Source organism: Pleurocapsa sp. PCC 7319, assembly GCF_000332195.1.
GTDB lineage: Bacteria > Cyanobacteriota > Cyanobacteriia > Cyanobacteriales > Xenococcaceae > Waterburya.
In genome coordinates this window covers 1,375,914-1,391,107 of sequence record NZ_KB235922.1, presented here as the reverse complement: position 1 = coordinate 1,391,107, position 15,194 = coordinate 1,375,914, and the positions used below count along the sequence as shown (strand labels likewise).

Annotated in this window: 17 protein-coding genes; 6 read left to right on the top strand and 11 right to left on the bottom strand. The window is 39.0% G+C overall.

The genetic code is table 11. The features are described 5' to 3' along the window. Positions 1 to 59: 59 nt before the first annotated feature. Genes PLEUR7319_RS0110225 through PLEUR7319_RS0110210 form a run of 5 tightly spaced genes read right to left on the bottom strand, consistent with a single transcriptional unit; the run spans position 60 to position 2,716 of the window. A complete protein-coding gene (locus PLEUR7319_RS0110225; RefSeq protein ID WP_019505129.1) occupies positions 60 to 470 on the bottom strand; it encodes an S-adenosylmethionine:tRNA ribosyltransferase-isomerase in 411 nt (136 codons plus the stop codon). A gap of 30 nt (positions 471 to 500) precedes the next feature. Next, the gene (locus PLEUR7319_RS0110220; protein WP_019505128.1) at positions 501 to 1,004 is read right to left on the bottom strand and encodes a GNAT family N-acetyltransferase; all 504 of its coding nucleotides are present in this window, start codon (positions 1,002 to 1,004) and stop codon (positions 501 to 503) included. Further along, the gene (locus PLEUR7319_RS0110215; protein ID WP_019505127.1) at positions 1,001 to 1,513 is read right to left on the bottom strand and encodes a GNAT family N-acetyltransferase; all 513 of its coding nucleotides are present in this window, start codon (positions 1,511 to 1,513) and stop codon (positions 1,001 to 1,003) included. Before PLEUR7319_RS0110215 ends, PLEUR7319_RS0110220 begins: the two co-directional genes overlap by 4 nt. 17 nt (positions 1,514 to 1,530) lie before the next feature. Further along, complete coding sequence (locus PLEUR7319_RS41990) at positions 1,531 to 1,785, bottom strand: GNAT family N-acetyltransferase (RefSeq protein ID WP_071592913.1); 255 nt, start codon at positions 1,783 to 1,785, stop codon at positions 1,531 to 1,533. A gap of 58 nt (positions 1,786 to 1,843) precedes the next feature. Next, complete coding sequence (locus PLEUR7319_RS0110210; RefSeq protein WP_019505126.1) at positions 1,844 to 2,716, bottom strand: SDR family NAD(P)-dependent oxidoreductase; 873 nt, start codon at positions 2,714 to 2,716, stop codon at positions 1,844 to 1,846. 418 nt (positions 2,717 to 3,134) lie between these two features. Between PLEUR7319_RS0110210 and PLEUR7319_RS0110205 the strand changes: the two genes are divergently transcribed. Together PLEUR7319_RS0110205 and PLEUR7319_RS0110200 are read left to right on the top strand one after the other, a co-directional pair. Further along, positions 3,135 to 4,244 carry a mechanosensitive ion channel domain-containing protein gene (locus tag PLEUR7319_RS0110205; protein ID WP_019505125.1) on the top strand — a complete coding sequence of 370 codons (1,110 nt, stop codon included), beginning with the start codon at positions 3,135 to 3,137 and terminating at the stop codon, positions 4,242 to 4,244. Between the two features lie 166 nt (positions 4,245 to 4,410). After that, positions 4,411 to 4,845, top strand: coding sequence for a DUF29 domain-containing protein (locus PLEUR7319_RS0110200; RefSeq protein ID WP_019505124.1), 435 nt, complete (start codon positions 4,411 to 4,413; stop codon positions 4,843 to 4,845). Between the two features lie 351 nt (positions 4,846 to 5,196). Here PLEUR7319_RS0110200 and glmM read toward each other — a convergent pair whose 3' ends face one another. The 3 genes from glmM to PLEUR7319_RS0110185 all read right to left on the bottom strand — a co-directional run bounded on the left by glmM (position 5,197) and on the right by PLEUR7319_RS0110185 (position 8,118). After that, on the bottom strand, positions 5,197 to 6,597 hold the full coding sequence (gene glmM, locus PLEUR7319_RS0110195; RefSeq protein WP_019505123.1) for a phosphoglucosamine mutase: 1,401 nt from the start codon (positions 6,595 to 6,597) through the stop codon (positions 5,197 to 5,199). A 196-nt stretch (positions 6,598 to 6,793) separates the two neighbouring features. Continuing rightward, positions 6,794 to 7,096, bottom strand: coding sequence for a hypothetical protein (locus PLEUR7319_RS0110190; protein ID WP_019505122.1), 303 nt, complete (start codon positions 7,094 to 7,096; stop codon positions 6,794 to 6,796). A 179-nt stretch (positions 7,097 to 7,275) separates the two neighbouring features. Further along, the gene (locus PLEUR7319_RS0110185; RefSeq protein ID WP_019505121.1) at positions 7,276 to 8,118 is read right to left on the bottom strand and encodes a ChaN family lipoprotein; all 843 of its coding nucleotides are present in this window, start codon (positions 8,116 to 8,118) and stop codon (positions 7,276 to 7,278) included. A gap of 58 nt (positions 8,119 to 8,176) precedes the next feature. Between PLEUR7319_RS0110185 and stpA the strand changes: the two genes are divergently transcribed. The 4 genes from stpA to PLEUR7319_RS0110165 all read left to right on the top strand — a co-directional run bounded on the left by stpA (position 8,177) and on the right by PLEUR7319_RS0110165 (position 13,077). After that, complete coding sequence (stpA, locus tag PLEUR7319_RS0110180) at positions 8,177 to 9,463, top strand: glucosylglycerol 3-phosphatase (protein WP_019505120.1); 1,287 nt, start codon at positions 8,177 to 8,179, stop codon at positions 9,461 to 9,463. 108 nt (positions 9,464 to 9,571) lie between these two features. Then, a complete protein-coding gene (gene mltG, locus PLEUR7319_RS0110175; RefSeq protein WP_019505119.1) occupies positions 9,572 to 10,660 on the top strand; it encodes an endolytic transglycosylase MltG in 1,089 nt (362 codons plus the stop codon). Positions 10,661 to 10,726: 66 nt separating this feature from the next. Continuing rightward, on the top strand, positions 10,727 to 11,698 hold the full coding sequence (locus tag PLEUR7319_RS0110170; RefSeq protein WP_019505118.1) for an energy-coupling factor transporter transmembrane protein EcfT: 972 nt from the start codon (positions 10,727 to 10,729) through the stop codon (positions 11,696 to 11,698). Positions 11,699 to 11,700: 2 nt separating this feature from the next. Then, complete coding sequence (locus PLEUR7319_RS0110165) at positions 11,701 to 13,077, top strand: anthranilate synthase component I (protein WP_019505117.1); 1,377 nt, start codon at positions 11,701 to 11,703, stop codon at positions 13,075 to 13,077. Between the two features lie 566 nt (positions 13,078 to 13,643). Here PLEUR7319_RS0110165 and PLEUR7319_RS0110160 read toward each other — a convergent pair. From PLEUR7319_RS0110160 to PLEUR7319_RS0110155, 3 genes are all read right to left on the bottom strand, one after another. Then, complete coding sequence (locus PLEUR7319_RS0110160; protein ID WP_019505116.1) at positions 13,644 to 14,486, bottom strand: prohibitin family protein; 843 nt, start codon at positions 14,484 to 14,486, stop codon at positions 13,644 to 13,646. Positions 14,487 to 14,615: 129 nt separating this feature from the next. Then, complete coding sequence (locus PLEUR7319_RS43470) at positions 14,616 to 14,702, bottom strand: hypothetical protein (protein WP_071592912.1); 87 nt, start codon at positions 14,700 to 14,702, stop codon at positions 14,616 to 14,618. A gap of 128 nt (positions 14,703 to 14,830) precedes the next feature. Next, entirely contained in the window at positions 14,831 to 15,064 is a 234-nt protein-coding gene (locus PLEUR7319_RS0110155) for a Nif11-like leader peptide family RiPP precursor (protein ID WP_019505115.1), read from the bottom strand. Positions 15,065 to 15,194 lie beyond the last annotated feature (130 nt).

The following is a 15,194-nucleotide window of genomic DNA, read 5'->3' as shown; positions in this document are numbered from 1 at the left end:
GCACCAGCAAAGCTGATTGGGCTCCGCCCACCGCTAAAAGCGATCGCCTGGAAGCAAAATTATATAATTAAATTCAAATCACCAAATTCATGCCAGAGATATTGTTTGGCTAGTGCTTCGGAGTAAGCATCTTGAATTTGTTTCGCAGGGAGAAAAGCCGTTAATAAATCCAGATGACTTGCTTCTGGTTCATGCATTCCCGTTAATAAACCATCTACGGCTTTTAAACAAGTACCGTTAGCCTCGCAACCTTTAAGAGAAGCGGGTAAAGTACGGCTTGAGTTAAAGACTAATAAATCTCCTGATTGTAAAAATTCGTTTAGGCGATCAAATCTAGTATGGGTAACTTTATTACTTTGAGTACGATCTATGACCATCAATCGCACTTCATCACGACTAATACCACGCCTTTCGGTTGGTTCTTTAGCTGCTAATTCTTGGGGTAATGTAAATATAAAAGGTGCAGACATAAGTATTATTTCCTTTTGAATTTTAATTATTTAATTTCTAGCGATCGCATAGACACGAAGATTTTCCCCCTCCATCTGTATGTCTTTTTCATAAGTTAAACCTGTTTTTAAGGCGACTTTTTGCGAGGCAATGTTGTCATGGTTAATTAGAGAAATTAGACGGTTACAACCGATTTCTTCAAAACCATAATTTTTAATTGCGATCGCTGCTTCCGTGGCTAAACCTCTTCCCCAATATTCTTTGGCTAACAAATAAGCGATTTCTAGTTCCGAACATTGATTAACTATCTGTGGTATCAAGCCACAACGACCAATAAATTGGTTGTCTGGTTTATAAATTGTTGCCCAAAGACCAAAACCATCTTGTTCGTAGCTTTCAATTATTTTTTCAATCTTTTGCTTAGTTACTTCGGGCGATCGCACACTACGAAAAAACTTCATGACTATAGGATCGGCATAAATAGATGCTAGAGCCTCGGTGTCTTCTAAAGTTAGATGTCGCAGGATTAAGCGAGGGGTTTCAATTACAATCATTTAATTTGTTGATAAATAGCATAGAGACGAACATTTTCACCCCACATCTGTACGTCTTTTGCGTAGGTTAAACCGGTTTTTAATGCGACTTTCTGCGAGGCAATATTACCGTGGTCAATTAGAGAAATAAGTCGGTTACAACCTACTTTCTCAAAGCCATAATCTCGAATCGCGATCGCAGCTTCGGTAGCTAAACCCCTTCCCCAATATTCTTTAGATAACAAATAAGCCATTTCTAATTCCGAACATTTATTATCTAGTGGTTTGACACCACAGCGACCAATAAATTGGTTATCTAGTTTATAAATTGTTGCCCACAGTCCAAAACCATAACCATGTTGCTCGTATCTGTTAATAATTTTCTCGATAAATTCCTTAGTTTCTTCAAGGGATAACGTACCAGCAACAAACTTCATTACAGCGGGATCGGCATAAATAGATGCTAGAGCTTCGGTGTCTTCTAAGGTGAGATGTCGCAGGATTAAGCGAGGGGTTTCAATTACAATCATTTAATTTCTCTCTTTCGTTATTTATTTTTTCCCTCGTGCCATTCAGTAGCTAAAATTCCGTATATTGCACGATCCTCATATATTCCCCAATGTTTGGTATGCTGTCTCAAGCAGCCTTCGTAAGTCATGCCTACTTTTTGCATGACCCTTCCCGAAGCAGGATTGCGAGTAAGATGAGATGCGTAAATCCTGTGTAACTTTAAGCTTTCAAATCCATAGGCGATCCGAAGGCTACGCGGAGCGTAATCGCTTTTGAAGCAGCTTCTGTACAATAACCTTGTCCCCAATAAGGAACGCCCAGCCAGTAACCAAGTTCGGCATTAGTGTTTTTTATCCAACAGAACTAATTGCTAGATCGTTACTATTTACCTCAACTTCTGATTGTGCTTCAAATCTTTGCCCGTGTGTGTGTTTAGATTCATCCGATGCTAAATAAATAAAAATATCGGTTACATCGGCAGGATTTGCCCATTGGTTAGGATCTTCGTTAGGTTCAGCAGCACGATGCATGGCTGTATTCATATCGCCAGGATCGACCCAGTTGAGTCTAACACCGCTACCCGCTAATTCTGCTGCCCAGGTTTGAGACATTCCTTCAATTCCGAACTTGGAAATACCGTAAGCTCCCCAGCCTGGATAGCCATTTATACCTGCATCGCTAGTAACGTTAATGATTGAACCGCCGTGATTACTCATTGCTGGTAAAACTTTTTTGATTAACAGAAAGGGTGCAATTAAGTTAGTATCAATGACTTGACAAAAGTCTTCTAAAGGATAATCAAGTAAGTACGGCATTGGTGTCGCACCGATTGTAGAAGCATTATTAACTAAAACATCCAGACGTCCGTTGAATTCATTTAAGGTTGTCGCTACTACTCGTTCAATGTCTTTGGGCTTACTAAGATCGGCAGTAATTGTTAGGATTTTGGTTTGAGACTGCTTCGCCGTCAACTGCGATCGCACCTGTTCCATCACCCTTTCAACTTCACCAGGACGACTTAAATCGGCTGCCACCGCCAACACTACATTATTTTGAGCGGTATTACTAGTAATGCGATCGCTTACTTTTTTTAAGGCAGCTTCACCTCTAGCAACAATAGCAATTCCTGCTGCACCTTCTCGGGCATAATCTAACGCTAGTTGTCTACCTAATCCTTGTGATGCTCCAGTAATTAAAACATATTTCCCTTCTAATCTATTCATCTACCTTTCCCTCAATCGGTTATTGCTGTCAATTTTGAGCTTGTGAGACCTCTGAAAATACTTAATCTTGAATCGGAAATAATTTTCTAGCTTTTTCTAAATCATACTCGTTATGAGTACGCTTTGACAACTATTAAATTTGACGAATGGTTTTTATTGCTTTTGCTCGTTCGCTAAAGAAAGCACAAGCTTTTAACAGGTCAAAGATACTCTTTTAGGATTATAGGCATGAGGACGTATTTAAGGTAATAATAGAGCGGATAATTATGCATTAAATAAGAATAAAAAATTTTGCTAACTAATCAACTGTATGAATTGAAATTAGATATTGCTAATCCTAACCTCTACCTCTAACTTCTACACTCCAGTACAATAGACAATTTAAATACCTGAAAGCTTAACTAATTATTGATCGCTTATGAATTTTGATTTTTTATCAATTGAGTTTTTAAATAATCAGATAAATGACTATATACTGGCCTTTACTACTTTGATAGGTGGTATAGTCTCTATGAGAATTATTAGAACTATAGCCCTTAAAAACTTAAAAAAATGGGCTGCAAAAACAGATAATATTTATAATGATAAACTCATCTTAATTTTAGAACGTAATTTAGTTCCTATAATTTATATTGCTATTGTTTATTTATCAGTAAATAATCTGAGTTTACACTCTATACTCGATCATCTTATTGAAGTTTTAGCGATTATTGTTGCTACTATATTGATAGTAAGATTATTTACGAATTCTGTAGAATATATAATCAAGCTTTATTGGGTAACTTATCATCGAGAAAATATTAATATAGAACAAAGTATCAATGCTTTAATTCCTGCCATTAGAGTTTTAATTTGGCTGATTGGGATCATTTTTATATTAGATAATTTAGGTTTTGATATCTCCGCAGTAGTTACCAGTTTGGGAATTGGAGGAGTTGCGATCGCTCTGGCTTCCCAAGGGGTATTGCAAGACTTATTTAGTTATTTTTCTATTTTATTTGATCGACCTTTTGAACTAGGAGACTTTATTGTTGTCGGTGATTATTTAGGTACAGTTGAATATGTTGGAATTAAGACTACTCGTCTAAAAAGTATTGACGGTGAAGAGATTATTATTGCCAATACCGATTTAACAGGTTCGCGAATTCGTAATTTCAAAAGAATGCGTCAACGTCGTATAGTATTTAAATTTGGAGTCGTCTATGAAACTAGCACTGAGCTGTTAGCTAAAATACCCATTTTAATTGAAGAGATTATTAATAGTACCGAAAATACCACTTGCGATCGCGCTCATTTTTCTGGCTATGGTGAGTTTAGTTTGGATTTTGAAGTAGTATATTTTGTTCATAATAACGACTACACTATTTATATGAATGCTCAACAAAAAATTAATTTAAAGATTAAATCAGAATTTGCCAAATATAATATCGATTTCGCCTATCCTACTCAAATTAATTATTTAAGTAATTTATCTTTAAATTCTAATAATAACGGTAACGAAGATAAAACTTTAAAAGTACATTCTTAACTTAGCATTTTAACATTACCCTCTAATTTAGAGGTGTTGACGTTCTGAAGCTATGATGGTAATTTTACTATTACGGTGCGAAGCCTCCACTACAATAGAGGTATAGAGTTATTATAATGAAGGTTATAGAGTGATATTCACACATAACCACTATATAGTATACTCAATGGGAAACTCGAAAAACGTAGATCAAATTGACCGCGATTATATTGGCTGGCTTGAGGAACAAACAAACAAATTAAAGTCACGTTCTTTTAGCGAGTTAGATATTCACAATTTAGTTGAAGTATTAGAGACATTAATTAGAAATGAAAAAAGCGAGATCAGAAATTTAATTTACCAAATATTAGTGAATTTTCTATTAATTGATTATTGGCAGGAAGAAAGTAGTAGCCAGGATTATTGGCGAGAAGAAATTGATAATTTTCAGTATCAATTAAGTAATAAAATGACAACTAATTTAAAAAACCTTTTGGATCAAGAATTGAATAATATTTATGCTAAAGCTAGAAGATCTGCGATGCGAATCAGCAAAATAGAAAACGATCGCTTTCCTCAACAATGCCCCTATTCTTTGGCAGAAATTTTGGATAATACTTAGAGGATATCTGCAAAGTCTCAATCGCTCTTTTGAGTAAGTTTATCCTAACGAAATTATTGGTTTGAGTAGTGTTGATTTAATGCTGGAAATCTGCAACAGCTTTAATTTATTCTTATTGTGAGTAATAATTTTTAATTTCGGCTATTTTAAACTGAGTAAACCAGACGTTATTGGTAATAAGAGTGATTTAAAAACATAAACATCGGGCGTAATTGCATTATCCCTCTTTTAAAACTATAGGGAGATAAAAGAGGGTAAAACAGGGATTAAGCTTTACTAGCAAAGACAACATTTTTGCGTTTTAAATGCCCATCTAATAACCAGTATCTAACAGCTAACAACGAAGCGACTTTATGCAGCTAAATTTTGTTCAACAACACTAACTAGTCTGTCTGTCCAATAGCGAGTTAATTTTGCATCAGCAGCTTCTACCATCACGCGAATTAAGGGTTCTGTTCCCGATGCACGAACTAAAATACGCCCTTGCTCTCCCATTGCGGCTTCTGCTTCAGCGATCGCTTGTTGAACTGGGTCACATTCTCGCCATTTACTGCGACGTTCGCGATCTTCCACCCGTACATTACGTAAAATTTGGGGATAGGTGCGGAAACTATTATCCACCAATTCCGCTAGAGAATTACCCGACTGACATACCAAAGACGTTAAATGCAATGCGGTTTGAATACCGTCCCCAGAAACTCCGTGATGATGACAGAGGATATGTCCTGATTGTTCTCCCCCTAACATTGCTCCGGTGCGCCACATAGCTGCTTGCACATGGCGATCGCCTACAGGTGTGCGCTGCATCTTTCCACCTTGACGTTGCCAAGCACGTTCAAAACCCAGGTTGGCCATGACTGTTGCCACAATCAAATCGTCAGGTAGTTGCTGTGTCTGTCTGAGGAGATCTCCCCAAAGGTATAAAATATAATCTCCGTCAATTACTCTACCTTGACTATCTACTGCCATCACACGATCGGCATCCCCATCAAAAGCAAATCCTAGATCGGCTGAGTATTCTTGGACACCTTGTTTTAATAGTTCTAGATGGGTTGAGCCACAGTTAACGTTAATGCGATCGCCATTAGCTAGCTGATGCAGACTAATTACCTCTGCTCCCAATTGCTGAAAAACGGCAGGGGCAACTCTAACCGATGCTCCCCAAGCAAGATCCAAAACAATACGCATTCCCTGGAAACTTAGAGCGTTGGGTAAAGATGCTTTTAAAAATTGAACATATTGTTTGACTAATTCTGGGCGATGGTACTGTTTACCCCAAGCGGGAACGTTCTCATCTGATACATCGCTGCTTCTAAGATTTATTTCAATCTGTTGAGTGAAGGAATCATCTAATTTAGTTCCTTGTTCACCAAAAAACTTAATCCCATTATCTTGAGGTGGATTATGACTAGCCGAAATCATAATACCGCCTATTGCTTCACTATCATTGGTTAATGAAGCAACACAGGGTGTAGGACATAGACCTAAATTCCAGACTTCTAAACCTGCAGAAGTTAATCCTGCTGTGATTGCGGAGGCAAGCATATCGCTGGAATTGCGAGAGTCTTGCCCAATGATAACTGGACCTCTTCGGCTTGCAGCTACTTGTAAAACTTTTCCCGCCCAATAGCCTAATTGTAGAGTAAAAGAGGCATTAAGAATATCTCCTGCTTTGCCGCGAATTCCATCTGTACCAAATAGGGGGGGTTCCGGTAATGTCTTGGCATCTAATATTGCTTTTACTATACTCACACCACAATGCTCCTAAGTTGAAACGACTAAGTATTTAATAGTACTTTTGTCCTAATATTGTTTTATAATTTAGCCAAAATTGTACTACTAAAACTGATAGTTACCGTAATCTTGAGCTTAATCACTCAATAAGATAAGCGATAAGTCTTAATTTTAGGTAAAGAATCTTGAATATTACAAATAATGCGTTCTTTTTTTAAAGATTCATTTCGGTCAAAATCGTTTCCATTGCTTCTAAAGTTAATCCAGGCTCAATATACTCGGGATTATCAGGGTTATAAGGACTAGCAAGGCGATCAATCGAAATAATTTTTGAATCGGGAGCAATAACGGGAATATCTGGATCAAAAGCCGTTGCTGTCATTAAAGAGCTGGAAAAACCGCCATAAATCATCACCATATCGGGTTCCCCAGTGGCAGTTTCTAAGTTGACAACCAATACTTCTCGTTTGCGTTTAAGAGTATATTGTTCAAGACGAAGACTTATAGGTTCAGACATAAGTAATGTTAGTTCGGATTTTGGAGTTCGGAGTTTGGAGTTCGGAGTTCGGGGTTCGGAGTACTCGCTACCCTAAAGGACTCGCTTCGCATCGCGCGAGAAGCTACCCTAAAGGACTAGCTGTCGCGTCGCGCAACGGAGTTATAGGTTATAGGTTAATTCGGAGTTCGGAGTTGGATCTAGTTCTTTTGTTCCTCTAATATGACTGAAGTTTGGCTAAAAGAATCAACAGTAATACGTCTGGCTACGCGATCAGGGATACCATGATTATTAATAACATGACCTTGACCAACTAAAACGATTATTTGAGATTGAGGATTATCTTGATAGTAATTAGCGATCGCCTCTGCCATAGTTTCATCCCATAATACTTGTGCTGCTAAAAAATTTTCAAAGCCATCGCTGTTTCCATGTCCATTTTGAGAGTGTTCTTGATAAACTGCCACTAAATTTGCACGATATTCTGGATTATCTAGTTTGATGTCTGCTAGAGCTGGGATATAGCGGAAGTCATCTTTTACCAGGCTACTTAAGCCAGTTTCAGCTACTTTGCGGGTTACTTCTGTCGGTGTATTCAAAGCAATCAAAGGGATTTGATGTTTTTGAGCGAAACGTAGGACTGGGGCATAATATTCCCAATCATAACCCCAGCGATTTTCATATTCAGTTTGTTCTTTTAACTCAGCTTCGTTAATTTCTCCAGTTAGATAGTGGTCTAAGATTGGTTGAAACGAACGCTGAAACATCTCTAAAGCGATCGCTAAATGACCCTCAAGGTTTGGTTGAACATTGTAAAGTTGAGTAATAATTGCTAACTGTGCCTGATGTTCTTCAGCTTGATCGTGATTTTCTGCTAGGTAGATAACGTTATTTTGCTTGAGTTCTCTAATAGTTTGCTGCTCATAATTACTCTCAATAATTGGCGTGGCAATACTAACGAGTTGATGAGGGTAGTGAATTAAGAAAAATCCTGCCAACAGTGTTCCCCAAAAATATATCTGGCCGGGAAATTTTAAATTCATTATGTATGGTTGAATAAATGGTATCAGTTTTTAAATTCTACTTACATATCGTTGGCTTATGGCTGTTTCTAACACTCCCTTACATTTGCGATCGCTATCTCTTGACCATCAAAGTTTGAGTCAAATGTTGATTGAGCGAGAGAACGTACTCATTATTCAGGATCTCGATGGTGTATGTATGGGTTTGGTCAAAGATCCTCTGACACGAGTTATCCAAACCAGATATTTAGAAGCAGCGAAATCTTTGGGAAGTCACTTTTATGTTCTCACCAATGGTGAACATATTGGTCAACGAGGAGTTAATGGCATTGTCGAAAAAGCAGTTGCTAATCCCAGCACAGTTAAAGAGCAAGGCTTATATTTACAAGGTTTGGCAGGGGGAGGCGTGCAATGGCAGGATAGTTACGGTAATGTCTCCCATCCAGGAGTTAGCGATGCTGAACTATCATTTTTGAATGCAGTGCCAGATCAGATCGCCGATTATTTAAGGAAATTAGGACAAAAATTAAAACTTGGTCTGAGTCAAACGCAATTAGAAACGTGTATCCAAGCAGCGGTTTTAGATAATAAAGTTTCTCCCACAGCTAATTTGAACGTTTTCCACGAAGCACTTCTAGATCGCCCAGAGTTATATGCTGAGCTACAGCAGGAAATAAAAAAACTAATGGAGCGTTTGCTAGAGCAAGCACAACAGAAGGGTTTGGGAGAATCATTTTTTGTGCATTATGCTCCTAATTTAGGCAGAGATAATCGGGGACAAGAAATTATGCAGCCCTCCCAGGGCAAAGATTCGGGAACAACGGATTTTCAGTTTATGCTGCGGGGTGCCATCAAAGAAGTAGGAGTATTGGTAATTCTCAATCGCTACTACTATGGGCAGACAGGTAGCTATCCTTTAGGAGCAGAATTTAATGTTAGACAAGCTCCTAGAGATCAGCCAGCATTACTTAAACTAGTTCAAGATAATTTTGACCCAGCAATAATGCCAACTATAGTTGGGGTTGGGGATACAGTGACTAGTAAAGCGGTAGAAAATGGCAATGAGATTGAATTTAAGCGAGGAGGAAGCGATCGCGGATTTCTGGAGTTAATTCAATTATTAGGTCAAGAATTTAATACAGGCAATGTGGTTGTCTATATAGATAGCAGTGGTGGAGAAGTCAAAAATCGTAAAGCTCTAAAGCTAGATCATTCCAATCCCGAAAATATCCAAGTCACTGAAGGTCCCGGAGACTCAAGAGATACTAGCGACCCTCTCACATTAAATCTTGTTTTTCCTGGGGGACATAAGCAATATATTGACTTCTTTTGTCATATAGCCCAAGCTAGGGCTTTTTCTGGGTAAATTAAGGACTCGATCCCTCGTCGTTCTTAAAAAAATCAAGGTAAGATAAAACGCAGCATCAAGCATTAGCTAGTTATTAATAATTTTACCTACTTTGATCTGTATAAAATGACTACTCAAAATAAGTCTAAATATACTCAGAAATCTGGAAAAAAAGCCAAGATTATTTTCGCAGCCATACCAATAATTATCGGAGTAAGTCTTTTATTAGGTTGGGCTGGTTGGCGGAATTTAACTGCTCCTGTAGAAGCAAAAAGTAGCGAAGCAAACCCCGGTAAAAAAGTTCAATTTACTGTTAAGCCTGGTACATCAGGTAATCAAGTAGGGGAAGAATTAGCTCAAGCTGGCTTGATTAAGTCAGCTAATGGATGGAAAATTTGGACAAAACTCAAGCGGACGCAAGACTCCTCAGGAGGATTTAAGGCTGGCACATATATGGTATCTCCTGAAGAATCCCTGCCAACAATCGCGGAGAAAATTTGGCAAGGTGAAGTGATGCAGGTTGATTTTACTATCCCTGAAGGTTGGTCAACGATACAGATGGCAGAATATTTTGCCTCTCTGGGCTATTTTAGTGCTGACGAATTTAAATCAGCCGTCGCAGAAATTCCCTATGATAAGTATCCTTGGTTGCCACAAGATCTACCAATATTAGAAGGGTTTTTGTATCCTGATACTTATAAAATATCTAGCGATCGCACTAGTAATCCTGAGGCAATTATCTACACAATGTTAGACCGCTTTGAGCAACTTGCTTTACCGGTCTACGAAGCAGCCCAACCGGAGATGAGTCTATTAGATTGGGTAAGTCTCAGTAGTATTGTGGAGAAAGAGGCGGTAATTGGTGAAGAACGTGCTCTAATCGCTGGGGTATTTACCGCTAGACTAGAAAAGGGGATGAAATTAGAATCCGATCCTACCGTCGAGTATGGCTTAGGTATCAGACAGACTGCTGACCAACCCTTAACCTATGCCCAAGTAGGAACTCCGTCGCCTTATAATACATATATGAATACTGGTTTGACTCCTACCCCTATTGCTTCCCCTGGCATTGAAAGCCTCAAAGCGACTTTAAACCCAGAAAGTACAGATTATTTATTTTTTGTGGCTCGTTATGATGGTACTCATGTCTTTAGTGAAACTCTAAGCGAACATGAAGCTGCTACCAGGGAAATTCGTCGTCAAAGGAATCAGTAAATAATTTTAGATTCAGGAGCGATTGCTATCTAACTAACTTTCTTCAAAATTGAGACTACAGGCAACATGGATTTATTGCGATCGCTTCCTATTGGTTCTTATCTAGAACACCCCGTAACTTGGCTACACAAAATTGATCCACGGGTCAAGCTAGTTTGGTTAATGACTTTTCTGGTTGCTCCTCTGTTGAGTAATCCTTTTTGGCGTATTGGCTTGGCAGCATCTCTAATTTTACTAACTATCATTGCGGGAATTCCGCTGCGGGTATGGCGCAAGCAAATGGGCTGGCTGTTATTATTATGCTTCTTTATGTTTCTGCTCAGTAGCGTAGCTCCAGATAGTTTGGCAGCCAAACATAGTCCCAGAATGCCTCAATTTTGTCCTGATGCCATAGTTCCAGCCACTTCAACAGACACACCAGAAAATTTAACTACTCAGCAACCAGCAGAGTGTCAATTAAAACTACCGCAACCAACTAGTTATCAATATGTCTATTTGGATCGACGCGGATTTTTGTTTTTCCCGCGTCTGGTAGTGACTCGCCGTTCTTTAGATGTGGCAGTGAGAATTTCTACTCTTATCTTTACTCTAATTTATAGTACTAGCTTATATCTCTTAACTACTGCTCCCGAAGAAATTACTGCTGGTTTAGAGGATTTGATGAGTCCTCTGCGACGCTTAAATCTACCAATTCCGGAAATCACTCTCACTCTTACTCTCTCTCTACGTTTTATCCCACTGGTGCTGGAAGAGGTGCAAAACTTAGTCCGTTCCGTACGCACCCGAGCCATAGATTGGAAAAAATTAGGAGTCAAACGCAGCGCACAACTGTGGTTAATTGTCTCCGAAAAATTATTAGAAAATTTGCTGTTACGAGCCGAGCAAATTGCAGTCGCTATGGATGTGCGTGGTTTTACTTCCCCCAATGAACACCGAGTTCAATGGCACCAGTTGAGGTTGCGTTGGCGGGATTGGATCGCTTTGGGCATTTTAATTCCTTTTTGGTGTGCGCGTTGGTTGATTGGGGGCGTGGCATAGAAATGTCGACTTTTGCCTTCTGGCATTGGCGATCGCTGCCTTTGGCTAATCGTTCTGCTTCAGAAATATTTACTCGTTTATTCTCGACAGACAAAATTGCCACTCTGCTCGAAAGTCCTAACCTAACTTCTCAAAAACAACCCCGACTTTCTCGCTTCTCAATCTGTGCCGGTTCTCCCCGAATTGTTAATGGCAAACCTCAATTATGGACTCCCCATGTCGGAGAAATCTTACCTTTTTTGCGATCGCTTTTGTCCCAACCTACTGTTAACAATCCTCAAGTAGAACACTTACCTTTTACTGGTGGTTGGTTAGGTTGGTTGGGTTATGACTTAGCCTGGGAAATTGAGCAACTACCCGATCTCAATCAGGATACTCTGCCTTTTCCTGTGGCTTACTGGTATGAACCAGCTTGTTTTGCTCTTTTAGATCACCTCGAACAAACTCTCTGGCTAGCAGCTACTAAATCAGAGCAATTAGATAACTTACAGGGGAAACTCTCCTGTGCCAGTATTTTTAGTTCTTTGACTCTTTCTACTCCCTCGATCTCATTTCTGACTACCCAAGACCAATACGAAAGTGCTGTTAAACAAGCCCAAAAACATATTCAAGCTGGAGATATATTTCAGGCTAACTTATCTTTGCGTTTTCAAACTGAGACTACTCTCGATAGTTGGTCAATTTACCATAAGCTACAACAGATCAATCCTTCTCCCTTTGCCAGTTATTGGCGATCGCCCTGGGGAGATGTAATTAGTTGTTCTCCTGAAAGATTAATCCAGTTACAGGGTCGCCAAGCTCAAACTAGACCTATTGCCGGAACTAGAAGTAGGGGAGAAAATCAGCAAAGCGATCATGCTTTAGCTACAGAATTATTAGTAAACACTAAAGAAAGAGCCGAACATATTATGTTGGTAGACTTAGAACGCAATGATCTAGGTCGAGTCTGTCAATGGGGTTCCGTGGAGGTGGATGAGCTGCTGGTGATTGAGCGTTACAGTCATGTAATGCACTTAGTAAGTAATGTACGAGGTCAATTAAAATCTGATTGTGATGCGGTTGATTTGATTCGAGGGGTATTCCCTGGAGGTACAATTACTGGCTGTCCTAAAGTACGCTGTATGGAAATCATTGAAGAATTAGAGCCAGTGCGGCGCAGTCTATTTTATGGTTCTTGTGGTTATCTAGATCGTAGAGGAAATTTAGATTTAAATATTTTGATTCGTACCTTGCTATATGTTAAGTCTCCCGATTCTAATCTGGCTCAAGTTTATGGACAGGTCGGAGCGGGAATTGTTGCCGATAGCGATTCAGAACGGGAATGGTATGAATCTTTAAACAAAGCTGAAGCGCAAATCGCAGCTTTGCAATTTGACTGACTGGTAGCATGGCGTTGCTGAATCGAGATATGAACGGAAAAGTAATGCAGCTTGATTACATCTTAAAAAGCTAATATAGCAATACGAACTTTTATTAGGACACTCATTACTCGTTACTCGTTACTCACCCTTCGGGAGGTGCCCTAAAGGACTTCCTTCGGTCGCGCATTCCCTTGCCCAGATAACGCTCCTGGGTAAACGCCTTACGTCGCCCTAAAGGATACCCTAAAGGGTTCAGCAGTTTCTTTAAGCGGGACAAAGGCCAGGCGTATGGCCTTTGTCCCGCTTAAAGAAACTGTCGTTGGCGGAGCCTTCTCGAAGAGTACCCGAAGGGCTTATAGCTATCGGGTTTAATGCCCCCAGCAAACGAAGTTTGGTGGTCTACAATTAGGAGAGGTTAAAGCCTCTTCTAATTGGCTTACAGCTTACAGCTTATAGCTGCGGCTCTGCCGCTTTACTTACGAGCAATCAAATAAACTTGTCCTAACGTAACTTTGTACGGCTATAGCTGATAGCTAAAAACGATTAATTATCAATTCATGTTTTAAATCAGCAACGCCGTAGCATTACTTTTGGACATCGCCAAGGTTAAACAAAAAAGGAACACCTGTTTGCTCTTTTCCTCCCATAACCAAGACTTTGGGCATTTGAGATCCGCCTTCTCTCCAGGCTTGAATAGCCTCTTTTTGTAACACTAGTTGACCACCCTCAGCTTTCAAAGTTTCAGCAAGTAACCTTTGAGCTTCTGCTTTACCAGTAGCACGGTTAATATCAGCTTGTGCCGTTTGTTCTGCTTCTTGAGCTACATAAACAGCTCTTTTAGATCTTTGTTCGGCGATTTGTTTCTCCTCTACTGCTCTGGCAAACTCTGGGGAAAAATCTAAATCGACTACACTAGTATCGAGGATAATAATTCCGTATTTTTCAAGCCTTTGGCTTAAAGCATCATCAAAATCTTGCTTAAGTTCATTTCTTTTAGTAATCGCTTCTTCTACTGTTCTTCTCGCAGCAGCTATTTTAAAGGATTCTTGAGTTTGAGGGGCAATAATGTTAGAGACAATATTTGCCAGAGTTCCTTGTTTTCTTCGAATCTCAACTACTTGAATGGGATCGAGACGAAAATTAATCGCAAATCGAGCTGATAAATCCTGAAGATCTTTAGTGGAACTTTGTGCTGGAACTTCAAATTTTTGCACGGTCAGATCATAAATATCTACAACGGATACCAAAGGTGGTTTAAAATGAATTCCCTCCAGCAAAACTCCATCTCTAGCTTTTCCTAAGATGCTCATTACTCCCGCCTGTCCAGGATTAAGAATAACAAAGCTATTAAACCCAATCAAGAGGGTCAATACTATAAGAGTGACAGGTACTATAAAGTTATCGTTTAAAGAAAATTGTTTTTTCAAGTTCTTATTTCCAAAGTGTTAATTATCACACGTCAATTAAACGTGCATTATCATCGTTCACAAATCCTGAAAAAACTGTATGAAGAGATATCTGCAATCAAACTGAGAACTCGTTTGGTGCATTATTTTTTAAACCATCATTTGCTGATGTATCATAATCAAGAACTCTTGAGCTTGTTCGCGAGACATAAGCGGGGTCTCAACACTAATTCCCATCAAGCTTAGTATTTAGATTAGAGGCGGAAAGTTAAGACAACTTGGTTTTCCGCCTAAAATATAGAGAGCAATTGGGAGCTTAATTTTGCTACAAAGTTACTACCAAAGTAACGATCTTCTCGATTCTTTTATTTGGGGAATAGATGTCGCCTTGGCCCAATACCTGGATTTAAAATACTTGCCAGTTCTTCATCGGATAATTGGCAAATTTGAGTCTCTAAATCTTTGACTGTGAAGGTATAACCTTTAGCTTTAGCCAGAACAATAAAAGCTTCTGGATCGCTAAGTGCTTGCTGTCTTTCCTCTTCTAATTGAGCTTGCTCTAGCTTTTTATAAATTCGAGCAGCATTTTTAGTAGTCATGATTTTACCTCCTTTTACAAGGACGAATTTTTCAAGTATGTTTTTTCAACTCCTCATACTTTGATAAAGTATAAATAAAAGTTATACAAACATACTTGATTATAGCTCAAAATTATTTGAGCTATAAATG